We start from the raw sequence: 25,955 nt of genomic DNA on the forward strand, positions 1-25,955 counted from the left end.
AATAACTACGATGACTCTCATACCGAATTTATGCTGCTGCACGGTATGGAACCAAACGCCTATAGGCGGCGTCTATACTAAAGAATCGATGGCTTTAATCGCTCTAAAATAGGGCGAACGCCGGTTGCGTATTGTAAGCGAAGCGACTGCCTATTGAAAGCACACTAGAAATCATGGTCAACTAAATATTGGTTGTGGTAAATGTCTCCACAAATCCCTAAAACTCTTATCAACAGGCGAACGACATGCGTTTAACTTTTGGCCGATGGTATCGGTTGTCTCGATTGCCGCTTTTAGCGTTGTGTATCGCATTCCTAAGTGCCTGTGCTACCACACCTCCGGCAACGGATACCGCAGAGCCAGCCCGACATGCCGACCACCAAGCTTGGTTATCACAAATTGTGTTTTGGAACATTCAAGGCAACGTTGCGTTTTTTAATGATGCCGATGGTGAACGGGATGCAGCTCGCTACACGTGGCGCCAACAGCATACCCCTGAAGCGACCTCGTTTCGTTTGTATCATCCGTTGCGCGGCACCCTTGCGCGCCTCGAACAAAACGAAGCCGGTGGCGTATTCACCAATCTCGAAGGTGAGACTTTTAACGCAGAACATATCGATGAACTGCTCTATACCCATACCGGCATGCCCATTCCCTTTCGCCTCATGTCAGAAGCGATTATCGGACTAGAACCCGGAGTATCAATCGCTAATCGCCGTTGGTATGAGAACGGAGCTTTGGCCAGTTATAGCGCGGATATCAGTCAATCCAGTTGGAACCAACAAGTGTGGCAAGTTGCCCTGAGTGACTACCGCGTTGTGGTTCACAATGGACGTTCGTTTACCATGCCGCACATGATTGAAGCGACGCAATACCCGTTGCGGATTCGTTTCCAAATTAGCCAGTGGCGCGAGGTGTTGGTGGAATGACGCGTTCCAACAAGGTATACACGCTACCGGCGCCAGCAAAGCTGAACCTATTTTTACACATCACTGGTCGTCGCGCCGACGGCTACCACGAACTCGAAACCCTATTTCAATTCTTGAGCTTTGGGGATGAGCTCCACTTTCAAGTGCTTGCAGCCGACAGCATTGATGTAACCCCTGCCCTCAATGATGTTCCGCTCGAGTCCCATTTAGTCTATCGTGCAGCGCAGCTCTTGGTACCCTATCGCAAACACAATTCGGGCGTACATATTCACGTCGACAAGCACTTACCTATGGGCGGCGGCGTTGGCGGCGGCTCATCGAATGCAGCGACAACGTTACTGGCTCTGAATCGGTTGTGGGAGTTAGGGTTGAGCCCAACTAAACTGGCGGAATTAGGCTTACAATTGGGAGCTGATGTGCCCATTTTCGTGCATGGGCAAGCGGCACTTGCACGCGGTGTAGGAGAGAGTTTTACCCCAGCCTATCCCAAAGAAGCTTGGTATCTGGTGGTGCACCCCGGTGTGCATGTCAGTACGGCTGAGATTTTCCAACATCCGGATCTCCCGAGAGACACCGCGCCTATCGATAGCGCCCCAGAAAATTGGCAAGGGTTTCACAATGATTGTGAAAACTTGGTCTGCTCTGTGTATCCACAGGTTGCCAGCGCACACAAGTGGTTGCTAAACTACGCACCGTCACGATTGACGGGGACCGGAGCCTGTGTGTTCGCCTGTTTCTCCACCGAAACAGCGGCCCAGCAAGCTTTGCGCGCATTGCCCGATAGCTATCGGGGGTTTGTCGCACGAGGAGTGAATCAATCGCCGGTAATGGATGCATTGAAACAGCTCCCCTGATCCGTCTGCCCTACTCTCACATAAATACAAATTGGTCGAGGTTTACCGTGCCTGACATGAAGCTCTTCGCTGGCAATGCAACACCCGAGCTAGCCCGCAAGATCGCTGATCGCCTATATATCAAGCTTGGAGAAGCTGATGTTGGTCGATTTAGTGACGGCGAAATCAGTGTTCAAATCAACGAAAATGTTCGCGGCTCAGACGTCTTTATTATCCAATCTACATGCGCACCTACCAATGACAACCTTATGGAACTCATTGTTATGGTTGATGCATTGCGCCGAGCGTCTGCCGGTCGGATCACAGCCGTCATTCCTTATTTTGGATATGCACGTCAGGATCGTCGCGTTCGTTCAGCGCGCGTTCCTATTACTGCAAAAGTGGTTGCCGATTTCCTCTCCAGCGTAGGCGTAGACCGCGTACTCACTGTCGATTTACACGCCGAACAGATTCAAGGGTTCTTCGACGTACCCGTGGACAACGTGTTTGGTAGCCCAGTACTGCTTGAGCACATGAAATTGCAAAGTTTCGATTCGCCCGTGATGGTATCTCCGGATATCGGCGGTGTGGTAAGGGCACGTGCCATGGCGAAGTTAATGAACGACGCCGACCTTGCTATCATCGATAAACGTCGGCCGAAAGCGAACGAATCTCAGGTGATGCATATCATCGGTGACGTGAACGGACGCGATTGTGTAATGGTTGACGACATGATTGATACCGGCGGCACACTGTGTAAAGCAGCTGAAGCATTGAAGAAGAATGGAGCAAAACGGGTGTTCGCTTACGCCACCCACCCAGTATTCTCAGGCAACGCTGTAGAAAACCTTCGCAACTCTGCTATCGACCAAGTTATCGTAACCGATTCAATCCCTCTCTCCGACGCAATGAAATCTTTAGAAATTGTAACTCAATTAAGTTTGAGTGGAATGCTTTCTGAAGCCTTGCGCCGCGTGAGTAATGAAGAGTCGATTTCGGCGATGTTCGAGTACTAATCGCAGATCTTAATAGAATTTATCCGAAAAAACGGGAGCGAATTGCTCCCGTTTTTATATGCTTCACCACTTGTCTTTCATCTATTTCAACTTAAGAGCCGCCAACTAACCAGGCCATAGCTCGCATCCATGGCTCGGTAGTAGCAATCATAATCCGTAACGGTACCGACAAGATAATAATCGCAACGCCCCAAGCCATTACCTTGTGTAATTTACGCGATCGAATCGTATCAATTACTGCTGCAAGTAATACCAACGCCACCATGATTCCAAAAAATACCGGCAGGCCCCCTTCTCGAATAAAGTCCAACGGAATTCTGGCAATGGGCGCCGTTAAAATCGACAGTGTCGCGAGCAACATGAGCCGCTTATGCACCTCAGGTTGTCGCCGATATGCAAGCGCCACCGCAACAAAGCCGGCAAAAATTGCAATATCAAATAAAGGAACAGCCATAAACGCCAACACGGGAACATCTGGAGCCGGAGAAACTCCCCTTCGACCCGACTCAATCGTTACCGCAATACCCAGCACAACAACTAATGCCGCTAATGCCCCTGCAGCCACACCAAGCCGTCTATGCAAATCGTTGCGTCCGCGCACGTTTAAACCAACCTGAGTAATAAACACTGCAAACCAAAGTGTCATGGTAATGCCGTGTATTACTAACAAATTTGATAACGCCGAGTTAAAGAACATGCCGTGCAGATAAAATGTTTTTGCAAATCCTGCAAAAACAACGAGTGTTGCAAATATGCCAGCCCACAAATACATCAACGAACGGCCATTTGCATTTATTATTTTAGACGTAGAACCCATTTCTCATGTCTCCTTATCCTAGGTGCTCACCTAAAACAAGTACAACGGGCGAAGCGCAATTAGTTTAGCGCGAAATGGATAATTTGCTAGATCGCCACCAGGAGTACAGACCGATAAACGCGTTCACCTGATAGACCATAGTTTGAATAGCAAAGATATAGTTTTGATTGGCTAGGTTCACTGAAAGCCAGACAAAGTTCACGATAATCCAGATACTCCAGCTAAACGAATAGCGAAGAATCATGGTTGTTTGCGCCGTTACCCCCAACACAAACGCAATCACATTAATGGTGTACCAGCTGATATCAATGCCGAGGAGGCTAATGGCGGCATCGCCGCCCGACTCAATAAAGCTATATTCCTGTAGTTGTTCGTTTAACCACGGAAAAATTGCCAAACCAATCGTTATAAATACCAAAGTGATCAGCCAGACCGTTTTACTGGCCTCACGAGGAAGCATATTGCCATCACTGTCTTGATTCTTCTTCCAGTAAAACAAACCATAAATATGGGTCATCAAATAGAACATAGGTGCCAACATTAGGCCCGTAGCGCCCATCCGCCCCTGCACCGCGCTCTCCCCGATATTTGCGATGATACCAAGGCCATTTCCTGTCACGTTTTTACGAAACGCCAAGGCCACCACACAAACCAAGCCAATATTCGCAACCGCGAGCATTACCACATCGAGCGTGTCGCGCTCAGTGGCAAACCAAAAACCTGCAAACAACGCCAACGAACCACACAGAAACCACGACACCGCCCACTGCCGCTGCCATTCGTTCGTTATTTTATCGAGAAACTTCATGTTGAGTCCTTGGTTATGTGCCCCGAGCTGTCGGATTTGAGGTGCGTTGCTGTTTTGTCCAAATCACCATCGCTACGCCGCCAAGAATGGCCGTTGAGGTGAGCACCAAACGCCACGTAATGGGCTCTGAAAGGAGTATCACGCCGCCGATGGCAGTGAGCACAGGCACGCTTAATTGTACCGTAGCAGCGCTTGTTGCTCTTAGTGCTGGAAGCGCCATGTACCAAAGCGCATAGCCGACTCCTGAGGCTAAAGCACCGGACGCCACCGCGTAAACTACACCCATGAGATCCATCGTCATGCCGCCGAGCATAACGATACTAACAAGAGCGGCCATGGGTACAGCTCTCAGAAAGTTGCCAGCGGTTACTCGAACAGGATCACCACCGCCACTGCCGCGCAATGAGTAGATACCCCAGCCAACACCGGCTGCCAGCATCAGCAATGAACCAAACAGTGGTGGCGCTGAGAGTCCTGGGAGTAACAGCGCGACCAACCCGCTAAAGGCCAAAGCAAAGCCGACCATTTGCAGAGTGCGAAAGCGCTCGCCAGCCCAGAAACCATAACCCATCATGGTCACTTGCACTGCACCAAATAGTAGTAATGCGCCTGTTGCGGCAGAAAGACTCATATAGGCGAACGAGAAGCCAGCGGCATACACAAATAGCGCCAATGCCGATACCCAGTTTCCTTCCCCCGTTTGAACACCCTGACGCATCTGCACTATCAACCAAAGCACTAAGGCTCCAGAGACAAGTCGGATCGTTGTGAAGCTGGCCGCATCTATATCGGTATACAAGAGGGCCGCCCGACACAGCAGCGAGTTGGCAGCAAAGGCCAACATCGCAAAGGTTGTGAGCGGTAATACACGAGACAATGGCATGCTAAAACCTACGACTCAGCTGACATCAGCATGGGTTCTCCTTGATAACCTCAATCTCTTGCTTAATAACAGCATTAAGAACCCGTGTTGTAATTCATCACGTAGGCGACAAGCTCTGCAACTTTACCATCGCGTAGTCTATACAAATCGCAGAACGTAAACTGTTTTTGGGTTCCGTCTTGCTCTATCATTCGAATCCGGCCACTGAGCACTGCTTCATCACCACTAATAATCATGCGGTCGGTGGTTACATCCATCTCTACATCTGAGATGAGCATGTCTTTTAGCCAAATTTTAAACGCTTCTTTGCCGTGTACACCGGTTTCGTCAGTTGCCATGCGAAAATGAATATCGTTGGTAACACCCTGCACGATGGTATCGATATCGTTATCGACCCACGCTTGGTTAAACGTCGTTAAAAACTCTTTTATGTCACTCATTCGTTATCTCCTGCGTCTAAGTTCGCTACTTACTCTAGGTCATATAGCGGCAAACGGCCTTAGCAATCTGTACTTTTTGTGCAATATATCCAACCCATCTTAGCCTTTATTCTTAATAAGCCGCTGATAGTTATCATCACCAATAGCCATCTGATTTGCAGATGCGCGCTCGTCGGCTAAGTGGGCATTTTTCGGTAAAGAGGAAAAAAGATCATGGATACGTCCGGTTGAAAATAAAATCACCACTCTGCGCCCGAGGCAATCGCGATGATGATGGCGAAAGCCGGACCGAGCGCGATACCGAACCCAATATTATTAAACACGACACCAAAAATAATACCCATCGACATACCAATGGCGATGGCGACACCCATATTGAGTTTCTTTTTTTTCTTTTTATCACTCTTTTGATCGGTATTTTTTTCACTCATGAGTTCTACCTCACAGCTTATCGCGTTTAAACAGCCATATGTATTGATAAACAAGGTATTACCATATAGCAGCTCCCCCACGGTCTCAATGACTTATTATCGAATTTTACCCATAAAAAAACGCACCCGAAGGTGCGTTTTAAGCCATGTAATGTTACACCGAGTAGCAAGCGCTACTCTGCATAATTACAGTGCTACAATATTTTCTGCCTGAGGACCTTTAGCGCCCTGAGTTACAGTGAATTCTACACGTTGGCCTTCGGCAAGCGTTTTGAATCCTGAGCTAGCAATTGCGCTGAAATGTGCGAACACATCGGCGCCACCTGGCTGCTCTAGAAAACCAAAACCTTTTGCTTCGTTAAACCACTTTACAGTACCAGTTACAGTATTAGACATAATTAATATCCTGAAATTTTAATATAATAAATTGCCTTAAACATTTAAGGCGGACTTCGGAGAGAAAATAACAAACTTTTAAAACGACAGGACGGAGCTAATTACGAATAATTGTACAACGAAGTGAAGATCTAAATAATATTTACTATCCAACGCGGCCTAGACTACGCTGATCTGAAGGGAAGTCAACCGATCATTTCTAAAAGACCAAAATAACCGGTTGTCCCTGTTAATTAAAACCAGCCGTGGGCGTACCACATCCAAAGCCCCATACCGATCATCATGAGATTCTCGGTCAGCGAAATAAAACCAAGGGGGACGTTGTTACCGCCACCAACACAGGCACATTTGAGTTCACGTTTATCAATATAAACCGCTTTGAAGACCGAAGCTGCCCCGACCGTACCGATGAACAAAGCGAGAGGTATTGAAAGCCAGTTCATTAAACCTCCAACCATAAGCACACCCGCTAGGCCTTCTGCGTATGGATACACATAGCTATAGGGAACCCATCGTTTGGCCACTAAATCATAGTTTAGAAACATGGTTGAGAAGCTTTCGATGTCTTGCAGTTTGAGTAACGCCAAAACCACCATAGACAAAGCGATAAACCACTCAACGGCCTGCACTGATACCCAGGTACCATTGAATCCTTTATTTAATGCAAACGCGCTTAATGCTGTCATCGCAAATAAAACAGCAACCGGCCGATAGCTAGTCGCATCGGGATCACGCACCGGCTTGCCTAGGTGCTTGCGCACGGCTTCATAGCCACCAATACGCTCGTCATCAATAAACACCTGCGGCGTAGTGTTTACATCGTGCTTTTGCTTGAACGCGTCAATTTCCTCGCGAGATGTGAGATGGTTATCCTCAACTTCAAAGCCCGACTGCCGCAATAAATGCAACGTTTTCAAACCATAAGGACATTGATGCTTTGGGGTCATCATACGGTACAGCACCGCACGCTTGGTGTTTTTTGCCATGTTTTATCTCCTTGAGTTGAACCTAACCGAAAGAAGCGTAAACTACGTACCATGGTACGGAGTCAAGAGGGATTCATGTTTACTATTGGAAAGTTAGCAGCAAATGCATGCGTTGGCGTCGAAACCCTTCGATTTTATCAACGCAAAGGCTTGTTGGAGGTTCCCGAATCCGCTGGAAAAGTGCGTCGATATAACGAAACGCACCTACAGCGGGTGCTATTTATCAAAAGCGCGCAAGCCGCTGGCTTTACGCTGAAAGAAATTAAAAAGTTGCTTACCATGGATGCGTCACAACACCATCATCAGGCACGGGAACTCGCGTTAACGCGTCTCACCGCCATTGATGAGCAGATTGCGCAGCTACAATCGGCGCGAGCAGCATTAGAAAAGCTCGCCCACGACTGTGAACACAGCCGCGAACAACCCTGCCCTATTATTGCCTCTTTTATCGGCCATCCACAGTAGAGCTACATACGCATTCCGCGCGAGTAAATAACGTCGTCGCCAGGACATGCATGCACGGGCTGGATCTCAGTGCACGGCTGATCCGCTCTATCAAAGCAGAACTCAAACCGTGTTTGCGTTTTTACCGGCTCACTAATAATGCCTTGCGGTAAATCAGACCAATTCCAGTTATGGACAACATTTGAGGCTGAAACCCCAAACAGCCGGTTGGTTGCAGTCACTACATGTAGATCATGTATCGTATTATCTGGGGTAATCACATATTCAATGGTGGCGCATCCCTCGGATGATTGCATCACTGCTTGCTCTGGGTAGCGAGGCGAAAATCGAATCAGATCGCTCCACTTATCCTTTTGCAGTTCGCCTTGCGAGAGCGGCACATCCGCATAAGAGCTATCCGTTGGTTCTGTTGATGTGCAACCAGCTATGACCAGTGCTGCGAGCGCAGCCACGCTTAAATACATTTTCATTGTTATATCTTCCTTGTTTTTCCTACGACCAAAGGCTGTAGGCGCGTGTCTAATGGCTATTTTAAAAACTCAACCCCCCACCTTTTCTTAGACTTAACTAAAAGGTCAAGGATCTTAACCAAGTCTACTTTTATTTTTGATGGATCAAATCGAGAATTTCTAACTCCTTGTCAATTTCGTCGCTCGCAATCTTGGTGCGAGAGCAAATATTGGTGCTGAAATATCCGTCTTCGTTGGGGCCATATAAATACAAAAGGTATGTTTGCCCTTCGCTAAAAGCGTATCCGCATAAACAGCATGCAGTCACAATGTCTGTCTTAAATCTCGGACCATGATCACCTTTCCAGGTTTGTTTGGTGACAAAATGCGTTTTCTGACGTTCGTTATTCTCCCGTCGGTTGAATTGTTCAACCCGCTCTGCGGTGGCTAAAACAACCGCGGCAGCACCGTGATAGGAATCCATTACCGCTTCTTCGAGTGTTCCGTCATGAAAAGCACAGGAACAGGCCACCGCCTTTCCAGAATAAAGCACCACAAAAACGATGAATATTAAGTATTTCATGCAAAATTCCTCGTTTAGCGCTTTTTAGTATGCTGTCCAAACTGGCGACAACGACCAAATAACAAATAGTCCAAACGCCACGCCAAATAAACACAGAAAGCGAATCCGTTGCTGCGGCCAAACTGACACATGGTCGATGATCTTAGAAACTCGATCCGATCCAGCGACAGCTAATACGATAGCGGCGCCTAGCGCGATAACGGCCAATAGCATAAATAAGAAAGGCGTATAAGATGCTGGGGCGGCCAACCACAATAGCACCGCTAATAGCAATCGAATTCCAATTGCCACCCATATCGCCACTGGGCGATGCATAAAAGATCGCACAAACGCGACCACAACCATGGGCGATAAAACACCCCACAACGATAAAGCGGTAATCACCGCGGCCAGCAGAATCAATACAGTTGCAACTAATATGAGCATAATGGCGTCCTAGTGAGTGATAATACCTACTTACTATAGGCATTGATTAGCACATTGCTAAATTTTCCAAAACCAATGCGTTTTACTCAGCCGCTTTGGGTAGCGAAGCGCAACCACCTAAAGACACCGACGTGCATAACTCATCCGGAAGCGACAAGCATTTCTCCCCCCTGAATAGATTGGTGTAAATGAGCAGATACACTGGCTAAAGTCGGTTCTTTCAGTCATTCTTGTTGCATACTGCAAACTCGCTCTTGCGCAATATCGGCAACTTGGACTCTTCTAGGGATAAAAAACAATTATGGCATTTTCTAGATCACCGGAGTCCGAACGCCTTGTCCGTTCCTTAAGTAAAGGGTATGCGGTGATTCTGCTCGTCACGCTTGCAGTGGTTCCCCTATTTGCAATTGCTTATGTCCATTTTTTTCAAAACCCCACTCTGTTGTTTGAAAGTCACGCTTTTCACGAATTCGCCATAGCGGTATCCTTATTGCAGGGAGCCCTCATCGCTTACGTGACTTACTTTTGTTACCAACGAACTAAAGAGCTTTTTCTTTGCTGGCTAACCCTTGGTTTCTTGGGTTTCACGCTCATCTATGGTTGGCATGGTGTGTTTACCCGCCTCTCAAGCGACCACATGATGCTGTTTATTCTGTTTGGCCCTGCTTCTCGTTTGGTCATGGCAATCTGTTTGCTCATCGGCCTTTTATTCTATAGTCGCGACGACGAATCAACTAAAGTTCTAAAAAACAACAGCTTTTGGTGGGCCGCCATTGCTGTATTTGGGTTGATTAGCATTTTCGTATCACTATTAGCATTTAGCCAATGGGCAATCGTTTCGCGCTGGCTGATGGAGTTTGCGGCCATGTGCGTGATGTTAAGTTGCGCCTTGATCATCATCTTCCGGCGTATTCGCTCTCCCTTAATGACGGTATATGCGATTGCTGTTGTGTTTTTCGCGCAATCTTCTATCTCATTTATGTTAGGAAGTGCATGGAATCACCAATGGTGGCTTGCCCATGCAATTTTCGCAGTCGGCTTTATGGCGCTCAGTTACAGCGTTATCCAAGGGTTTCTAACAACAGGTTCTTTTTCTAAAGTGTATAGCCAAGCTGAGCTCTTTGAGCAGTTGCGAGAAGAAAAAGAACGCGCCGACGATGCCTTGCTGAAGTTACAAAGGGCCCATGAGGCGCTTGAAGTGATTGCGGAAACGGATTCTCTTACCAAGTGCAAAAATCGTCGAGGATTTGAGAGTAGTGCCCGCACCGAAATAGCGCGCGCTCAGCGTTCCGGGTCACCGCTTACCTTCGTAGCCCTAGACCTTGACCATTTTAAGAAAATCAATGATCAGTATGGCCACAGCATTGGTGACGAAGTGCTTGTTGCCTTTGCTGACATGGTGCAGGAAAATTTGCGCCCAAGTGATATATTGGGGCGTATTGGTGGTGAGGAATTCGCGATTATCCTTCCGGACACCGCACTCAATGACGGAGTTATTCTGGCAGAAAGGTTGCGGCAAATTATTGAGAACGAGTACTTTGTTATCGAGGCTATCAAAATTGAGCTTACCGTAAGCTTCGGAATGTCTGAGTACGGAATCGATGGTGACGACTATGATGCTTTATACAAAATAGCCGATCACCGTATGTACAAAGCAAAAGAGTTAGGCCGCAACAAAGTGGTAATTGATTAGCGTTACTATCCAAATACTATCAACACAAGGTACTTTTAACGACCAACGTGACTCCACACAACGTATGTATTCATGCATAGCCGTTATTGTGGATCTTCGGTGATCGTACCGATCAATCGCTTGCTCTGTTCCAGCACAATCCACTGCCCGAAGCCATTTTCGTCAACAACGTAAATATAAGATGTTGTATATTCATAGATATACCTTCCCTCCGTACGCTCTCCTTTATAGGTTCGCGTATCACCGTCTTGAGGAGAACTAGGATCAATGTTCAATACAGAATGTCGTTGCAAATCAGCACTTAATACTTCTGCGTTGCGCTTCATCGCGACAGTAACTCGGTCCGAGAGTGTAAAACCCAACTCCTGAAATCGTGAGACAGCTTCAGGTAATATGAGTCCTTTTTTACTTAGTTCCTGAATAGTGCCTTCATTCGACTGAATAACAATATCCCCGGGTCTTATTTCAGCAGATACAACGGTGCATACGAGGGCTAACGCTAATCCTGAAAACAGTGTGATTAATCTCATAGAAATTCCTTTTAAGTTATTTATGGCTTCATGCCAAACCCAACGTAGCAAAAAAAAAATTAAAAACAATCGCTTGGTCTCGTATTTTTATCTGCAGCGTTGTATTTTTAGCTGTGGAATTAACCGCTCACCTTGCCGCGTTTTTGGGGACTGTTCTTACATTTGTAGCCCTAGGCATTGTGTTTTGGGCCATCTCTAAACGGAACAATAAATCATAAAGATGGTCGAATCTTCGCTATAAAAAAAGGCGCGGCGTTGGCAGATGACAGCGGAATCTCACCGCTCGTATGCTCCCGCATAGTAAACATGCTAGGCTCATTCGAGGCTAACTTCATGAACAACATACATTCCATCATTCTAAGTAATCGTGTCTTCGGCTGGATTGCTCTGGCAACCGGTTTATTGTTACTCATTCCGCTCGTTGCTATGCAAATCACTCACGAAGTTAACTGGGATCTCACCGACTTTATCGTTATGGGGAGTCTTATTTTCGTTACCGCAAGCGTATTTATTCTTGTTGCACGGCGGTTACCACGTAAACACTGGGGCTTTATTGGCGTTGGCTTTCTGGTGTTATTTGTCTATCTCTGGGCGGAACTCGCGGTGGGCATTTTTACCACTTGGGGCAGTTAACGAGGTTAATAAAGGTAAAGCTTTTTGGGCTAGACCTCGCCCCCTCACAAGGCTACACTGATTTATCTCAAGCGTATTACCCGCTGAACCCAAGGAGGCGACGCCATCGCCTCCATTTTCAATGGGCTAAATGCAATTTGTAGCAATGGAACACTCAGGCCTATGCCCATCGACCTGCAAAAGCTCTACCCTAAGCTTATCCATTTAATGCTCGACACCATATTTGTGGTCGATAGTGACAATCAAATTGTATTTGCGAGTCACGCCTGCGAAAATTTACTGGGTTACACTGCCGAAGAGCTTATTGGTACGCACATTACTAACTATATGCATCCCGAAGATTTACCTGCCACACACGATTCAATTCGACGAGTAATGAGTGGCCAGTCTCATGTGAATTTTCGCAATCGCTACATCCGTAAAGACGGCGGCGTGGTATATATTCTCTGGTCTGCGCGTTGGTATGAAGAAGAAGGCGTTCGTATTGGGGTGGCCCGGGATGTGACGGCGCTGCAACAAGCGGAGGCAGAGCTTCGCTTCTTGGCCCACCACGATCCACTCACAGGACTAACAAATCGTTCATTATTTAACGATCGGCTGGACATCGCACTAAGTGCGGCGCGGCGCCATAAGAGCAGTGTGGCACTGCTGTTTATCGATGTTAATGATTTTAAAATGATCAATGATAAATACGGCCATGCCAGCGGAGATCGCGTGCTTTGCGCGATCGCTCGCCGTTTAGAAAGCTGTTTGCGCAAAACAGATACTGTTGCCCGCATGGGTGGTGATGAATTCACCGTTCTACTTACCGATATTCCATCCGATGAGGCATTACGCCATGTTGTTGCTCAACTAAGCGAGAGCCTTGCTGAGCCCCTTACTCATGAATTCGACGGGATAGCCATGCCTTCATGTAGTATTGGCGTAGCTCGATATCCGCAAGATGGTGAAGATGCAGACACGCTATTGAGTCACGCTGATACCCAAATGTATGAGATCAAACGCCGAAGGTCGGCCACAAGGTAGTTATATGGCTCTGCAAGCAACCCCTTACAAAGTAAGTTTAGATATTTCCGATGTTGATCGCGGTGTGTACGAAAGTGTCAAAGTTACCGTAGCGCGACATCCTTCAGAAACCCCTCTGCGCTTAGTTGCCCGAATCCTCGCTTTCGGCCTCTTTTATCATGAGCATTTAGCTTTCGGTCGTGGTCTTTCCGATTCCGATGAAGCGGCACTATGGCAAATAAGTTTATCTGGGGAAATTGAACACTGGATTGATGTCGGCCAACCGGATCATGAACGTATCGTTAAGGCGAGTCGCCGCGCGCCACAGCTGTCCGTGCTTGTTTATGGCAACACACGGGTTTGGGCTGATAAAACCGTTCCCAAGGTAAATCATTTAAAGAATGTCTCTATTCTCGCCATCCCAGAAGCAGAGCACGCTATGCTTGCCAATACTATCAACCGCAATATGCACTGGGGCTTAATGATAAGCGATGGTGTTTTATTCGTGAGTGATGGTGAAATACAAACAGAAGTCCCTTTGCACCGACTACTGGGCGAATAAGCAATTTATAAGGTTCATCACCGCTCTTGATGCACTCGAAAAATCACAAGCTGCGCTGCATTTTTTGTACAACTAAATCGCGTACTTTTGCACTGAGAAAATGTGATGGTATGTATTTTAAGTAAGGTTCGGTTCGCGCGGGCCTGTGTGTTTGTTGAATATGCTCAAGAATGCTTTGCGCATGCTCTCGATCCCAAGCCCACAATAATGCTCCTCGGATTTCCCACTGCCAATAGGCATCATGAGGCCATTTTAATTGGTGTTTACCATGATAATGGCAGCTACCACATCGAATGAGGCCATAGCTAAGAAGCGGATATCCCTCTCCGCCTTGAGTGCCGCCATCACGTATAAACTGGGATGAGTTCGCAGGCGCTTGCCATGAGAAATGGGTTGGGAAGCGCTCAACTACTAGCCAACTCCCCCAATGATGCGCCGGTCTCGATTCCTCAGCAGAGGAATGACGCGCAGAACGAAACTCAAATGGCTCTTCGAATCGAGCAAGCGCGCCACATCTGGGGCATTTGACGTCAATCGGTTTAGTTATTTGCATCACGATGTTGGCGAAGATTTAAGTTGATACGCTTACCGATGTGAACACCTAACCAAGCCATCGGTAGATAGGCAAATACCAAATCAAGCACGATAAACCACAGCGGCGCTGGGATCATCACACTGGCGACGATACCCCCAAGTAAGAAGAACACGCCAATCCCATATCCGATGTATTGTTTCGCCGATGCGGCAACTAAATAAGCGATAGTTACACCCACCAAAGTGCCGAGTGCATGGGCAAGAAACGGCATAATAAAGTGGCGCGGTTCAAGCAAAGGCATGGCGGCAGCCAAGCCTTCAGCGGTACTCATGTCGACCCCTTCTGGAGGGGGGATTACGCCGGGCCCAAATGCAATAATCATGGAATTGACAAAAGCGCCTAGCACTACGCCCACTAAAACGGCAATGACATTGCGTACTTGCTTACCCATGCTGTATTCCTTTTTGTGAAAGCGCCAAAGTAGCATTTTCTAAAATTATGTACATAATCAACCTGCGCGTACACGCAAAATATAACAATTCTTATAAGGAACACAACGATGGAATTTCCAAATTGGTGGGCGGTACTGCTAGCGGCAGCTTCAAACTTTATACTTGGTGGGATCTGGTTTTCACTGCTTTTCGGTAAATTATGGATGCGAGAGTTGGGCTTCACTGAAGAACAACTAGAGCGAGGCAACATGCTTAAAATATTTAGCTTAGCCTTTATCTTTAACCTATTTATTGCAAGCTTCTTGGGCATGTCATTAAACCATCCAGACATTGGCGCGGCACAGGGTGCTCTTTATGGTTTCCTGTCAGGCTTTGGTTGGGTGTTTTTTGCTATTGCTGTGAATAGCCTTTATGAGCAACGCAGTTGGCGATATGTGCTCATTACTGGCGGTTTCTGGACGATTTCACTCACCATCATGGGGCTTATTTTAGGCGCCTGGGGTTAACGGCGGTATAAGCTCATTTTGCTTCAGAGAAACGAGCGGTTTACCCATAACCGCTCGCGCAGGCGCTTGGCGAAGAATTTCAGCTTATCAACAACCAGCATACCCATTCCTTTTATGCTTTGCCTTTTGCCAAGTGTGGCAGGGGAAAATTATCAATTGCCCCATAAAAGTCTAAAAAAACCATCGACGACAGCCAACGATAGAAATCCATATATGAAACCCTTAATGTCTTTTTTAGATGGTTTTAAACGAGCGGTCCATGCCATACGAGGATTCATGCGTTTAAGCTCAGCTAATTTCCTCTTGCCGCGCTCCGTCAGCGATAAATTTATAAAAACCGAGTTATCGGGTGCCTGCCTCTTAGCGCTAACGTAACCGTCCGCAATTAACTGCGAGATAAGCTCCCGAGAAACCCACTCATCGGATTCAATTCTTACAGGCGTAAATCCCGAGTTAATATCGAGTAGAACTAAATAAAACTCTTCTGTAGTCATGGCAATCTCTATCGCTTGTCTACCTACTCACCGCTGTTCTCGCGAGCACAAATCGCAGTCTTACCCTTCAGAATAATTGGTTGGCACAAATAACGCTAGCGCAAACCATACACGTCTTCACGTGGCACGCTGCATGACGAGGGTGTCCGTGTATTGCTGAAAGAATATTGCTTTTCCATCACGAAACTTCCAAACGTGGGCAAAAGGTGCCTTGAAGCTCTTCCCTGTTGCATGATGGGTTCCGCTATATTCACCGAGAGCAACAACCGTATTTTGATCAGCGATGATTTCCGCAGGAACAGCCTCAAAAATCTCCCAATCAGTGCCTAGCTTCATAAACACGTTTTCGAGCACCGCTTGCGGCCCTACATATGTGCCACCCTGCGGCCCGCCTTCAGCCTCAATCCAATGTACATCGGGTGCAAGCACTCCTAAAACTGACGGCACATCGCCCTGCGCGAATGCCGCATACATGTCTCGAATAATATCCTTATAATTGCTCATTATTATTGCCCTGTTGCCGATGAGAAATTCGCTTGCTGTGCGCCTCAAGCGCACCTTAACGATAGTAAAGCATCAATGGAGGGTCAATTTGCCTGTGCAGTAGGTCACTCTCTGTGGCGGCTAGGCACTATCACGATGCGTCCGTTCACTTGCTCTGTTTGTAGGAACGTCAGCGCCAGCGGCACTTCCGATAAAGAGAATGTTCTTGCGATTACGGGGGCTAAAGTGCCGTTCGCAAGCATACTCGCAAGGGTTGTCATTGCATCGCGTTTTTGCAGAGTGTCTAAAGATGGCTTAGGTAAATGGTGGTCAAAAACCCCTCGCAGCATCCCTGCAAAAAATTTAGGTATACCACCCAATAGGTTATTCCCCTGCTTACCATAATGATCGTGACCAATCATCACATACTTGCCTTGTGGTTGTAATATGGGTTTACAGCGGGTTACAGAAAGGGTTGAAGCGATATCAATAATGAGGTCAACCGGTTTATGGATGTGTGTTAGGTTGTCGCATGTGTAATCGAGCACATAGTCCGCGCCTAGCGAACGCATAAATTCAATTTTGCTGGTGTGATCAATACCTATCACATAGGCACCCTGAGCTTTTGCAATTTGCAGCGCGATACTGCCGACACCGCCAGCAGCGCCATTAATTACTATGCGCTGACCGGGCTTGTTCCATATATAATTTTTAAGATTATTTAAAAAAATCATGCCGGCAGTGGGCACAGAGGCCGCTTGCTCAAAGGTAACATTTTCAGGTTTGTGAGCGAGAACATCTTCGGGTACACAAACATACTCAGCAAAAGCGCCCCCGTTAACCCATTGTATCTCACGGTGAGTTTCTCCAAACACGGCATCGCCAACCGAGAAGTGAGTAACAGCAGACCCCAGAGACACTACTTCTCCTGCCATATCTATGCCGGGAATTGGTTGCTTGGGTTTGCGCAGCCCTGCCCCCATCAAACGCAACACGCGCGGATAGCCGGTAACAACGTGCCATACATCGGGATGCACTGACGCGGCGCGAACACGTACGAGCACCTCATCTGGTTTCGGGGTGGGAATAGCCACATCGGCGACGGATAGCACTTTTTCAGGCTCGCCGTATTGGTTTTGCAGAACTGCGCGCATCTGAGTCATCGCGTTACTCGTTGCCCATGGTCGATTGGTGGGAAAACCACTTACTTTAGGTGTTAAACATCAAGAAGCTAAAACTCACGTATACCGCATAGCCGAGCAGAAGCAATCCACCCTCAATTCTGCTTAAGCGGCTACCCGTGTACAAGAAGAATAGCAAAATTAACGATGTTCCCAACATGACCCATTGATCAAACTGTAAAATCCGCTCATGGACCGGCAACGGTTGCAGTAGCGCTGAGATTCCGAGTATTCCGAGAAGATTAAAAATGTTACTGCCTAGAATATTACCAATCGCCACATCGGCGTGTCGGCGGAACGCCGCAATGACGGATATCGAAAGTTCGGGCAGTGACGTGCCAACTGCAACGAGGGTTAAACCGATGACAGCTTCTGAAACACCAAAGGCTTCGGCGATCCCCACAGCTCCTTTTAAAAGAACTTGTGAACCAATGATCAAGAGCGCTAAACCGAAAACAACAGCCATGACTATCCAGACCGCAGTTTTTGGTAAGGTTGTAACTTCCTCTCCCTCAGCAATATGTAAGGTTGCAGAAGGTGCGTTTCCAGAACGTTCGGTAAAGTAGGCCCAGAATAGATACGCCGCTAGCGCCAACAGGAATATGGCGGCATCAGACCTTACCAAAGCATCCCCGCCAACGAGAATAAGAAACAAAATACACGCCGCAACAGCAGTCACCCCGTCGCGGCGCAGCACAAGTGGTTTGACCGCTAGCGGCGTGATCACTGCGCATAACCCGAGAATCAGCAAATTATTGCCAATATTACTCCCCACCACGTTACCAACAGCGATGTCTGGTCGCTGACTCAGAGCAGCATCAATAGACACCACCAGCTCCGGCGCGGAGGTGCCGAAACCGACGATTAACAAGCCACTTAGCAAGGGCGATATTCTCAGTCGATTTGCCGCTGCCAAAGAGCCGCGAATTAAGGCCTCACCGCCAGTGGTGAGAAGCACTATCCCGATAACAACAAACAACACGTTCAACATGAAGTAGCCACCCGAATTTTCCGTGATACGCACATAGTGCCCAGAAAATATTGAATGAATTTCACAGCAGTAACTCTCCCTCTATCTTGAACGTCTTCGATGATTGTTATGAGCCTTTTCGCTCTATCAAGCCCCACTCAATGGCTTTAAGAACAGCTTGGGTTCTATCTCGTGTGCCCAACTTAGCAATCAAGGTCGACACTTGGTTTTTAATTGTTCCTTCCGAGCGAAAGGTTGCGTCGGCAATCTCTTTGTTACTCATGCCAGCAGCAATTAGATGAAGAATTTGCGTTTCACGCTCGGTAAGATTGGGCACCGATTTATACGCAGAATCTACGTCCTGTTTTGGATTAAACGCACGTAACAGACTATCGGTAACACCCGGCTGCAGCCAAACTTTACCTTCTGCCACTTGCTTGATGGCCACGACGAGCGTTTCGATCGGAACATCTTTCAGTAAATAACCCCGTGCGCCGGCCTGCATACATTCCAGTACCAAGCGATAATCATCAAAGGTTGTAAGAACCAGACAAGCGATTTGAGGATAGCTGTGCCCCACCGCCTGAACTAGCTCCACACCGGACATCCGCGGCATGCGAATATCTACCAACAAAACCTCAGGTAACACTTCAGCGCCTGCCAACCACTCTAGCGCCAGCTGACCATCTTCAGCCTCTCCTAGAACTTCAACGGAACCCGTCATCTCTAACAGCTCAACGATGCCACGACGCACGAGCCACTGGTCATCGACGAGAAATACTTTCAACGGTTCGTTCATACGGGAACCTTCGCCGAAAGCTCGAGCCCTTTTTCCGTTGACAGATATAATTCACCGCCCTGTTCTTCAAGCCGCTCACGCATACCTCGCAGCCCATTCCCCTCGGGGAGCAAAGGTAACTTTACCCCTGGCTGATGCGTGTACACCTCAAACCACGAACCCGAACGCCGCATCACAATCGTTAGCGGGTGATCAGGACTATGACGGGCAGCATTGGTAAGAACCTCCCGAATCACAGCGAGTAGTGTTTCTGCCTTTGCCACCGAATCTGTTTGGACTTCCGGCTCGACGGTTAATGTAATACGTTTTAATGGGAAATTATCGCACAGCTCGTGAGCCAAAACACCTACATCCAGAGCGCCATTATCACGTATATCGCTCACCACCTGTCGCACGTCACTGAGTAGTTGTTTCGCCAACTGCTGCGCTTGATTTACCGCTTGGCCTCCAGGCTTATCTCCAACCTTGCGTTCCGCAATCTGCAACTGAAGACTCAGTGCCGTAAGATGATGGCCTAAAACATCATGCAACTCACGGGCAATATTCAAACGTTCCGTTTGCTGAGTAGCGGCCAGTAATAGATTTTGATTAGTTAATAATTGCGCGTGCACTGCAGCAAGATCTCTGCGCGCATTTTCCTCAGAGATGGCTCGATGCATCATTAACATGGCAAAGAGATTAAAGGTGGAAAACAGGAGGGTGGTTGCAAAAGCACTTCCCCAGTTGTTTTCCCAAACAATGGCAATAGCAAACCACAGTGGCAAGGCAAGTACAGGCAACAGTGCAATACACACACCCAAACGCAGCCTTGCAGCTAATTCTGCAGCCAGAATCACCAATAAGATAGCGGTGAAGTAGAATGGCACAAGCATAAGAATAATGGCCGCGCACAACCACTGAGAAACATAAGCCACGTAGGGCAGCTCGCGCCCTCTTTCCCATTTCTCTAAGCCCGTGAACAGCAGTATAAATACCAACGCACACAGACTAACAAGTAACAACTGCCAACTTAAGAATCCATGAAACACACCGCCAAAGTACACGGCAAACCCGCTGACTAGCGCCCACGTAATAAAGCCTGCGAAAAATTCAGTTTTGGGATTCAACCGACTTTCTTGTTGGGTCATTACACATGAATTCCTGAATTGCGAATGAGAAACCTCGACACGAATTAAATAGTGCCCGCACTTCAAGTGATGAGCAATAGGTCAGAAGTCACAAACCGAGATCGTGACTCCTTACACTGTTTTCGATTGTGCTAGTTGCCTAACATCAGTTCTAACGATACCTCGTTTGGAGAAACAACCGTGGAACTACTTCATAGCATACTAAGAAACACACACATTATTGCAGGCACGCTAGCCATCATCGCGTTTTGGGGACCGATTTTAACCAAAAAGGGCTCTCGCTCACACAAACAAACAGGGAGTATGTATCGCCTAGCTATGCTGGTTGTAGCCGCCTCAGCGATTACGTCGACAACCTTCATTCTGTTAAACCCATCATGGTTTTTCGGTGAGATTATAGGTAACGCAGCAAACCCTGAAGCCGTCACTTTGCAAATGCGAAGCTTCGCGAGCTTTCTGTTTTTTCTAAGTGTTCTCACATTGACGCTGCTGGTGCACGCCAGCCTAGTTATACGCGACAAAGAGCAACGCAAGCTGCTTCGTCACCCAAGCTATTCTCTTTTATTGGGGCTTTTAGTGGCCAGCGCAGTGGCCTTGGCAGGAGTCGCAATCTACGTTCAGAGTATCTTATACGGCGCCTTTGCATTGATTGGAATTGTGTTGTTTTTCCAAATTCGAAACTACGTTTACTACCATTCAAAAAAGCCGACGCATTGGCTACATGAGCATATTGGTGCTTTTATCGGCAGTGGCATTGGTGCTTACACGGCAGTTACTGTATTTGGCGCCAGCAGATTGCTCAGTGGCTTAGGTAGTTTTAGCTGGATCACATGGATATTGCCCGGCCTTATCGGCTCCTTCATCATCTACTATGCACAGAAACGTTGGAGCCCCGCGGCTTATCCTAAGCGTGAATCAGGCCATCATTTATAAGGGCTCAGGTACCTGAAGATTTTCATCAGATGTTCACGCATACATCCATTCTAAGCTTTTAGGTTGGTATGCAAGTGCTTTACGAGTAGTTCGCCCCGATAACCTTATTGTTGGTATCGATCTCAATCACACATCGGTACAAATGAAAATTATACGCGCTGCTGAACTATAGTGGCTGATTTTCACGAAGTAGCGGAGTATTCTGGCGGCCACATGCGACGAGGCTACAGTGGCAACAAGAACTGAACAGCGAGAATTTCTCACTCATCGTTCAATTCAAGCCTAGTAATCAGACGACGCCAAGCCGCCCCTCGAAACTTACAGACCAAAGATTTGAATTGCACCAATCGCAATCAAATAAATAGCCACAACATAGTTAAGAATCTTGGGATAGATAAGTATGAGAACACCGGCAATGATGGACAGCACTGGAGTAAGGGTAATATGAAAAGACATAACTCTATCCTTTTTGATTGAACCGCGTGGGTTAACCAAAGCATTGTGCGCCCTGTCGAGAACTATAGCAATTTTTAAAAAAGGGATGGAATCGTATGTGGCGCGACCTGATAGGACCTATTATGCCCCTGTGAGCGCAAGCGCCACTTGCGGTGGTGGTTACCGAGTTAACTTGATGGTTACCTAGCCAATTCAGGTTCCAAAAGAAATCTACGCATCAGCATCAATTAGTTAAAACACGAGCATTTAAAACTGCATGGTTACAATAATCACATCACTGTAGGTTCCCACAGCCACATCTTGACGCGCTGGAACACGGCCATAAACATAATGAACTTGGGTCGAATCTGTGACGCCGTTTACGGTACTAGTGAAGCTTGTACCATCCCCCCAGATAAATGAATAGCTTGGGTCGGTGAAAAGATTATAAACAAGATTATCGTTCCCATTCGCCATTTTCCGCTCGGTAAAACTTCCCGTCCCAGTGCTCAGCGATAATTGATAACTGGTAGAAACATCGCACGTAACTTCGATGACACCAGTACTCTCAGTGGGGCTAACATTTAAACCATCATATAACCCGAATGCCACTCCCTGTGCTGACACCATACAACCGGCATGAGCCCCCGCTGAGAACAGACATAAGCTTAATCCTGCAAATGTTAAGACTAATTTTCGATTCAATATTATCGACATACCATTCTCCCTAAATCATGCAAAATATCAGGCTCATTGGGAAGCTTAAAGGTCAGTGTGCACTGATATAGCATGCTATCCTTCTTCCACTCTATGGCTATTGTATTTTCGGCTGCAAGCCCTACTAAATATAATAAACCGTCATATCCAATGATTGTGATTTCACCGCTTTTTTCATTCGTTGCCTGAGCGGAAACAGGAACAAAGTCACCGTTTGTCGTGATAACACTCATTGTCGCGTTAAGCGACTGTGAAACAGGAAATTTTATGACTACCCCACTACGATAGTAAGGCCTAATTTCTTGCTCTAATGAGTCAATATTAGTGCTTAAAGGAAGGTCGGCATAATCCAGTCTAATGCGGTTATTTTGATATGCTCGAAGTCTTGGGATAAACGCATGACCATCTTTATCTGTAGTAGCAATATGTTGGTTATCTACATAAACCTTAACGTTCGGATACTCTGGCAAACTCACCAACCCAAAACTATCATGGACCGGTTGTCCTAATTTCATGTACCCACCAACATAACTTATAGAGCCACTTACACTGGCTCGATAAGCCTCCTCATAACCACCATCACGTTCGTGCGCCTGATAGTTTAGGGTATAGTTACCAATGCTACTTTTTAACAATACGTCCGCTCTTCTGCTCGAATCATCCAGTAAACCGTGTCGCAGTCTTAAACCTATACCGTTTCCTGGGGGCGCATGTCGCTGCAGCTGAACATATCCTGTGTCTCTATTTGCGTATCTGGTTGCGCCCGTACTCAGATTAGAACGTCTCCCCAATGGGATACTGATTGTCGCTGAAACCTGATATTCCTGATGATCGTCAAGAAATTTTAAAGCCTGGATAGAAAAATACCCCAGATCGCCAACTTGCGTGGAGATGCCTGCATTGACAAAAGAAACGCTGCTCGCCGCATATTGTTGTTTGGTATATCCAAGGCGGAAGCTACCAAAACCCGATGGAGACCAGCTTATATGAGACGCCACTTGCAACTGAGGATAGTTCATCAAAAGTTCAACATCACTCACTTGAAATTGATCAAACGATTTTTGCGCATCAATGCCAAAGTTAAACTCTCGTCGTTGGTGCTGTATACCTAACTGTATGAGGTGCCCTGCCCCTGCTTCACTGTGACTGGCAGCCACTGAATAACTGAATGAATTACTCCACGGCAACACATGAACAGCGCCCAAACCAAGCAATTGATAATGCTCAGTCAGGCGCGCCGACCACTCAGTCGTGAACTTATCACTGACCCCGTAGCGATGGTATCCATTGATGAGCCAGCCGTTATAATCCGCATGACTGAAACCATAGTTTTCTCTTACTGCACCAATTGAATACGAATAATCATGCAATCCCTCGCGCAGCAAACGTCTGTCGGTAAAAAAACTATGCTGCAAAACTTGCTGTCGCCCCAAAATATCCGTCACCACCATTCGCACATCACCGTAACCAGTAATGGTCGGCAACTCATCGATACTGAATGGTCCAGGTGGCACTTCTCGGCGAAACCGCAAGGCATCGTTGATATACAAATCAATTGTCGATGGCTCACCGGCAAGTCCGGAAAAAGCCAGCGTGGGAACTTTGATAAGTTCTGGCTGCGTAGCAAAATTGGTTTCCCACTTAAATCCAGCCATGCGCAAATCTCTATTCCAACTGGCAGACTTGGTCAAAACATCCCCCATATAAAACGATGTCATTCTATCGGGAAAGTCGGTTCGCCAAACGGTATCCAATCGTATCGATTCAAATTCTGACGTTGACTCATCGTACCGATGTATTGATGTCTGCTTTAGACTGCCTAAGCTATTAAAGAGCCCGAACTCAAGATAACCTGCACCGGTCGTTGCTACCGCATCTCGAGTTGCTGTTAGATCATAATTCAAAAAGAAGCCAGGCTCTGTTTTGGTTAGTGTTGCCGCTGTGTATTGGTAGGCTTTTAAATGAAGTTCTTTGAATTCAGTGGCAGGAATCTGAACAGATAGATGCAAACGGCTACGGTCAAGTTCGAACTTATAGCCAACATCCCGTAATGAATAATATTTTGCATCATAGTGTTCAACGTAATTATGTGCGGGCAGATTGACCCTCCACTTCTCGAGATCAGCACCATCTATAAGGACATCATTGCCCTCAAACGTCAGTGCTAATACGGTACCGTACTCGTACTGTCCATTAATGGTCACGTCTAACCAAAGTTCCTCAAGAACGAAATCTGCTTCGTAAAAGTCGATAACTAAACGTGGAGCAAACCCTTCCATTGCACCAAGCTTTAGAATATTGGTTATCGTTGGTCGGTAAAAATTGAATCGAACATCGAAAACAGTTGATGACACTGGGTGGTATTGAAAACTTTGGATTGCATCATGGTTGTTAGGAATAATACGTTCCAGCCAGCTGTTTGCGTTGTTGTAAGGCTTTGAAAAAGTGAACCGCAAATCAATCGATTGAGAACGGCTGCCAGGCTTCACTTCTGCATCGATGCGATCTAGCCCCTCAAAAACTAACCGAGTTTTATTGGGCCAATTTCCGAGCCGAGCGGCTTGAATGGGAGTATTTGATGGGGTTTCGCTTGCTTCCGACACGCCCAAAGCCAAGTAACCTGCGCTAGAGGAGAATACTAAGATAGATATGACTGCCGCCAGAGATTTAAAGTACTGGCACAGATATTGAAACCGCTTGTCCATGGACATTTGCTTTTACCTGGATATTGCGGTGATTCATTACCTCAGAAGGTAGTTTCCATTCATAATAACTTTTTGGAAGCACATAGATATTTGATTGTGCCTCTGCATGAGTCAGCATTGTGGGAGAAACAGCAATATCATTAATTTTAACGTGGCCGTTGCCAATATTTTTCGCTACTAAAAAGTGCTCCCCGTTACGCTTCTCAATATGCCAATCTAGATTGTGATTTACTTGTGTTTCAGAAGGCTTAACAAAAATAGGTAAAGAAATTTTCAGCGCCATAATTACGCCGGCGCTATCTAATTGAGGAATCTCATCCAAAATTAGTCGATAACTTTTTTCGTAATGCTTCTCTGCCGACATGCGCATACCAACTCGAACAATTTGAGTTTTTTTGGCCGGAATAACTGCAATCGGCGGTGACGGAATAATATCTTTTGTATCTATGAGTTCTGTTTTAATTCCTTCATGTGTCCACTCATAGAGTCTAATTTGAATTGTTCTTGGTTTATTGCTTGAGTTCGTTACCGTAATTGATGCTATACGGTTATCTTCAGAAAGACTTACATATACTGGTGATACGCCAAGAGATTGCGCAGAAACCGAGGCACATAGAAATATCCCACTCGAGATAGCTATGCGTATTATGAGACGAAAGGCACTGCACGCCAGACTAGTAACACTAGCCTGGTGTGCGTTGACTTTACGATTAAACATAAAGCTCAACATAAA

Annotated in this window: 33 protein-coding genes; 10 read left to right on the forward strand and 23 right to left on the reverse strand. The window is 46.8% G+C overall.

Annotated elements, in window-relative coordinates:
• Nucleotides 1-245 precede the first annotated feature (245 nt).
• The 3 genes from HXZ99_RS03915 to HXZ99_RS03925 are packed head-to-tail and all read left to right on the forward strand — an operon-like array spanning nucleotide 246 to nucleotide 2,778.
• On the forward strand, nucleotides 246-929 hold the full coding sequence (locus HXZ99_RS03915) for an outer membrane lipoprotein LolB (protein WP_194755946.1): 684 nt from the start codon (nucleotides 246-248) through the stop codon (nucleotides 927-929).
• Nucleotides 926-1,783 (forward strand): 4-(cytidine 5'-diphospho)-2-C-methyl-D-erythritol kinase, encoded by an 858-nt coding sequence (ispE, locus tag HXZ99_RS03920; protein WP_194755947.1) that lies wholly within the window; start codon nucleotides 926-928, stop codon nucleotides 1,781-1,783. Before HXZ99_RS03915 ends, ispE begins: the two co-directional genes overlap by 4 nt.
• A 47-nt stretch (nucleotides 1,784-1,830) precedes the next feature.
• Complete coding sequence (locus tag HXZ99_RS03925) at nucleotides 1,831-2,778, forward strand: ribose-phosphate pyrophosphokinase (protein WP_194755948.1); 948 nt, start codon at nucleotides 1,831-1,833, stop codon at nucleotides 2,776-2,778.
• Nucleotides 2,779-2,869: 91 nt separating this feature from the next.
• Here HXZ99_RS03925 and HXZ99_RS03930 read toward each other — a convergent pair whose 3' ends face one another.
• The 8 genes from HXZ99_RS03930 to HXZ99_RS03965 form a co-directional block, all read right to left on the reverse strand.
• Complete coding sequence (locus HXZ99_RS03930) at nucleotides 2,870-3,595, reverse strand: hypothetical protein (RefSeq protein WP_194755949.1); 726 nt, start codon at nucleotides 3,593-3,595, stop codon at nucleotides 2,870-2,872.
• Between the two features lie 64 nt (nucleotides 3,596-3,659).
• Nucleotides 3,660-4,403, reverse strand: coding sequence for a nicotinamide riboside transporter PnuC (pnuC, locus tag HXZ99_RS03935; RefSeq protein ID WP_194755950.1), 744 nt, complete (start codon nucleotides 4,401-4,403; stop codon nucleotides 3,660-3,662).
• 13 nt (nucleotides 4,404-4,416) lie between these two features.
• Nucleotides 4,417-5,286, reverse strand: a complete 870-nt coding sequence (locus tag HXZ99_RS03940) for a DMT family transporter (protein ID WP_194755951.1) — start codon at nucleotides 5,284-5,286, stop codon at nucleotides 4,417-4,419.
• 74 nt (nucleotides 5,287-5,360) lie between these two features.
• Nucleotides 5,361-5,726, reverse strand: coding sequence for a nuclear transport factor 2 family protein (locus HXZ99_RS03945; protein ID WP_194755952.1), 366 nt, complete (start codon nucleotides 5,724-5,726; stop codon nucleotides 5,361-5,363).
• Nucleotides 5,727-5,825: 99 nt separating this feature from the next.
• Entirely contained in the window at nucleotides 5,826-5,969 is a 144-nt protein-coding gene (locus tag HXZ99_RS03950) for a hypothetical protein (RefSeq protein ID WP_194755953.1), read from the reverse strand.
• Nucleotides 5,966-6,157, reverse strand: coding sequence for a hypothetical protein (locus HXZ99_RS03955; protein WP_194756067.1), 192 nt, complete (start codon nucleotides 6,155-6,157; stop codon nucleotides 5,966-5,968). The genes HXZ99_RS03950 and HXZ99_RS03955 overlap by 4 nt, the downstream gene beginning before the upstream one ends.
• 186 nt (nucleotides 6,158-6,343) lie before the next feature.
• Complete coding sequence (locus HXZ99_RS03960; protein ID WP_143233874.1) at nucleotides 6,344-6,553, reverse strand: cold-shock protein; 210 nt, start codon at nucleotides 6,551-6,553, stop codon at nucleotides 6,344-6,346.
• Between the two features lie 233 nt (nucleotides 6,554-6,786).
• Entirely contained in the window at nucleotides 6,787-7,539 is a 753-nt protein-coding gene (locus tag HXZ99_RS03965) for a glutaredoxin (protein ID WP_194755954.1), read from the reverse strand.
• A 75-nt stretch (nucleotides 7,540-7,614) separates the two neighbouring features.
• Here HXZ99_RS03965 and HXZ99_RS03970 point away from each other — a divergent pair, with 75 nt between their 5' ends.
• A complete protein-coding gene (locus tag HXZ99_RS03970; protein ID WP_228517534.1) occupies nucleotides 7,615-8,004 on the forward strand; it encodes a MerR family transcriptional regulator in 390 nt (129 codons plus the stop codon).
• Nucleotides 8,005-8,006: 2 nt separating this feature from the next.
• Here the strand turns inward: HXZ99_RS03970 and HXZ99_RS03975 are convergent, their stop codons facing one another.
• From HXZ99_RS03975 to HXZ99_RS03985, 3 genes are all read right to left on the reverse strand, one after another.
• Complete coding sequence (locus HXZ99_RS03975; protein ID WP_194755956.1) at nucleotides 8,007-8,474, reverse strand: energy transducer TonB; 468 nt, start codon at nucleotides 8,472-8,474, stop codon at nucleotides 8,007-8,009.
• Nucleotides 8,475-8,604: 130 nt separating this feature from the next.
• Nucleotides 8,605-9,036 (reverse strand): hypothetical protein, encoded by a 432-nt coding sequence (locus HXZ99_RS03980; protein ID WP_194755957.1) that lies wholly within the window; start codon nucleotides 9,034-9,036, stop codon nucleotides 8,605-8,607.
• Nucleotides 9,037-9,060: 24 nt separating this feature from the next.
• Entirely contained in the window at nucleotides 9,061-9,462 is a 402-nt protein-coding gene (locus HXZ99_RS03985) for a hypothetical protein (protein WP_194755958.1), read from the reverse strand.
• Nucleotides 9,463-9,763: 301 nt separating this feature from the next.
• On the opposite strand from HXZ99_RS03985, the gene HXZ99_RS03990 reads away from it, so the two are divergent.
• Nucleotides 9,764-11,155 carry a sensor domain-containing diguanylate cyclase gene (locus HXZ99_RS03990; RefSeq protein ID WP_194755959.1) on the forward strand — a complete coding sequence of 464 codons (1,392 nt, stop codon included), beginning with the start codon at nucleotides 9,764-9,766 and terminating at the stop codon, nucleotides 11,153-11,155.
• An 83-nt stretch (nucleotides 11,156-11,238) separates the two neighbouring features.
• On the opposite strand, the gene HXZ99_RS03995 is transcribed toward HXZ99_RS03990, so the two are convergent.
• A complete protein-coding gene (locus HXZ99_RS03995; RefSeq protein ID WP_194755960.1) occupies nucleotides 11,239-11,685 on the reverse strand; it encodes a hypothetical protein in 447 nt (148 codons plus the stop codon).
• Between the two features lie 333 nt (nucleotides 11,686-12,018).
• Between HXZ99_RS03995 and HXZ99_RS04000 the strand changes: the two genes are divergently transcribed.
• The 3 genes from HXZ99_RS04000 to HXZ99_RS04010 all read left to right on the forward strand — a co-directional run bounded on the left by HXZ99_RS04000 (nucleotide 12,019) and on the right by HXZ99_RS04010 (nucleotide 13,885).
• A complete protein-coding gene (locus HXZ99_RS04000; protein ID WP_228517536.1) occupies nucleotides 12,019-12,318 on the forward strand; it encodes a hypothetical protein in 300 nt (99 codons plus the stop codon).
• A gap of 162 nt (nucleotides 12,319-12,480) precedes the next feature.
• Nucleotides 12,481-13,344, forward strand: a complete 864-nt coding sequence (locus tag HXZ99_RS04005; RefSeq protein ID WP_194755961.1) for a diguanylate cyclase domain-containing protein — start codon at nucleotides 12,481-12,483, stop codon at nucleotides 13,342-13,344.
• 4 nt (nucleotides 13,345-13,348) lie between these two features.
• Entirely contained in the window at nucleotides 13,349-13,885 is a 537-nt protein-coding gene (locus HXZ99_RS04010; protein WP_194755962.1) for a YaeQ family protein, read from the forward strand.
• Between the two features lie 539 nt (nucleotides 13,886-14,424).
• On the opposite strand, the gene HXZ99_RS04015 is transcribed toward HXZ99_RS04010, so the two are convergent.
• Complete coding sequence (locus HXZ99_RS04015) at nucleotides 14,425-14,871, reverse strand: hypothetical protein (protein ID WP_194755963.1); 447 nt, start codon at nucleotides 14,869-14,871, stop codon at nucleotides 14,425-14,427.
• A gap of 108 nt (nucleotides 14,872-14,979) precedes the next feature.
• Between HXZ99_RS04015 and HXZ99_RS04020 the strand changes: the two genes are divergently transcribed.
• Nucleotides 14,980-15,378 carry a DUF1761 domain-containing protein gene (locus tag HXZ99_RS04020; RefSeq protein ID WP_194755964.1) on the forward strand — a complete coding sequence of 133 codons (399 nt, stop codon included), beginning with the start codon at nucleotides 14,980-14,982 and terminating at the stop codon, nucleotides 15,376-15,378.
• Nucleotides 15,379-15,530: 152 nt separating this feature from the next.
• Here HXZ99_RS04020 and HXZ99_RS04025 read toward each other — a convergent pair whose 3' ends face one another.
• The 6 genes from HXZ99_RS04025 to HXZ99_RS04050 all read right to left on the reverse strand — a co-directional run bounded on the left by HXZ99_RS04025 (nucleotide 15,531) and on the right by HXZ99_RS04050 (nucleotide 20,432).
• Nucleotides 15,531-15,872 carry a hypothetical protein gene (locus tag HXZ99_RS04025; RefSeq protein WP_194755965.1) on the reverse strand — a complete coding sequence of 114 codons (342 nt, stop codon included), beginning with the start codon at nucleotides 15,870-15,872 and terminating at the stop codon, nucleotides 15,531-15,533.
• A gap of 117 nt (nucleotides 15,873-15,989) precedes the next feature.
• Nucleotides 15,990-16,376 (reverse strand): nuclear transport factor 2 family protein, encoded by a 387-nt coding sequence (locus HXZ99_RS04030; RefSeq protein ID WP_194755966.1) that lies wholly within the window; start codon nucleotides 16,374-16,376, stop codon nucleotides 15,990-15,992.
• 104 nt (nucleotides 16,377-16,480) lie between these two features.
• A complete protein-coding gene (locus HXZ99_RS04035) occupies nucleotides 16,481-17,518 on the reverse strand; it encodes an NAD(P)-dependent alcohol dehydrogenase (protein ID WP_194755967.1) in 1,038 nt (345 codons plus the stop codon).
• 46 nt (nucleotides 17,519-17,564) lie between these two features.
• A complete protein-coding gene (locus HXZ99_RS04040) occupies nucleotides 17,565-18,527 on the reverse strand; it encodes a calcium/sodium antiporter (protein ID WP_194755968.1) in 963 nt (320 codons plus the stop codon).
• A 106-nt stretch (nucleotides 18,528-18,633) separates the two neighbouring features.
• Entirely contained in the window at nucleotides 18,634-19,305 is a 672-nt protein-coding gene (locus HXZ99_RS04045; RefSeq protein ID WP_194755969.1) for a response regulator, read from the reverse strand.
• Nucleotides 19,302-20,432: a sensor histidine kinase gene (locus tag HXZ99_RS04050; RefSeq protein ID WP_194755970.1), complete on the reverse strand. Its 1,131-nt coding sequence runs from the start codon at nucleotides 20,430-20,432 to the stop codon at nucleotides 19,302-19,304. The genes HXZ99_RS04045 and HXZ99_RS04050 overlap by 4 nt, the downstream gene beginning before the upstream one ends.
• A gap of 180 nt (nucleotides 20,433-20,612) precedes the next feature.
• Here HXZ99_RS04050 and HXZ99_RS04055 point away from each other — a divergent pair, with 180 nt between their 5' ends.
• Nucleotides 20,613-21,365 carry a hypothetical protein gene (locus tag HXZ99_RS04055; protein WP_194755971.1) on the forward strand — a complete coding sequence of 251 codons (753 nt, stop codon included), beginning with the start codon at nucleotides 20,613-20,615 and terminating at the stop codon, nucleotides 21,363-21,365.
• 318 nt (nucleotides 21,366-21,683) lie between these two features.
• On the opposite strand, the gene HXZ99_RS04060 is transcribed toward HXZ99_RS04055, so the two are convergent.
• The 4 genes from HXZ99_RS04060 to HXZ99_RS04075 all read right to left on the reverse strand — a co-directional run bounded on the left by HXZ99_RS04060 (nucleotide 21,684) and on the right by HXZ99_RS04075 (nucleotide 25,952).
• A complete protein-coding gene (locus tag HXZ99_RS04060) occupies nucleotides 21,684-21,821 on the reverse strand; it encodes a DUF3096 domain-containing protein (RefSeq protein WP_194755972.1) in 138 nt (45 codons plus the stop codon).
• Between the two features lie 246 nt (nucleotides 21,822-22,067).
• The gene (locus tag HXZ99_RS04065) at nucleotides 22,068-22,517 is read right to left on the reverse strand and encodes a Csu type fimbrial protein (protein ID WP_194755973.1); all 450 of its coding nucleotides are present in this window, start codon (nucleotides 22,515-22,517) and stop codon (nucleotides 22,068-22,070) included.
• Nucleotides 22,508-25,222 (reverse strand): fimbria/pilus outer membrane usher protein, encoded by a 2,715-nt coding sequence (locus HXZ99_RS04070; RefSeq protein WP_194755974.1) that lies wholly within the window; start codon nucleotides 25,220-25,222, stop codon nucleotides 22,508-22,510. Before HXZ99_RS04070 ends, HXZ99_RS04065 begins: the two co-directional genes overlap by 10 nt.
• The gene (locus HXZ99_RS04075; RefSeq protein ID WP_194755975.1) at nucleotides 25,185-25,952 is read right to left on the reverse strand and encodes a fimbrial biogenesis chaperone; all 768 of its coding nucleotides are present in this window, start codon (nucleotides 25,950-25,952) and stop codon (nucleotides 25,185-25,187) included. Before HXZ99_RS04075 ends, HXZ99_RS04070 begins: the two co-directional genes overlap by 38 nt.
• Between the last annotated feature and the right edge of the window lie 3 nt (nucleotides 25,953-25,955).

The organism is Aliidiomarina indica, from assembly GCF_015354615.1.
GTDB lineage: Bacteria > Pseudomonadota > Gammaproteobacteria > Enterobacterales > Alteromonadaceae > Aliidiomarina > Aliidiomarina indica.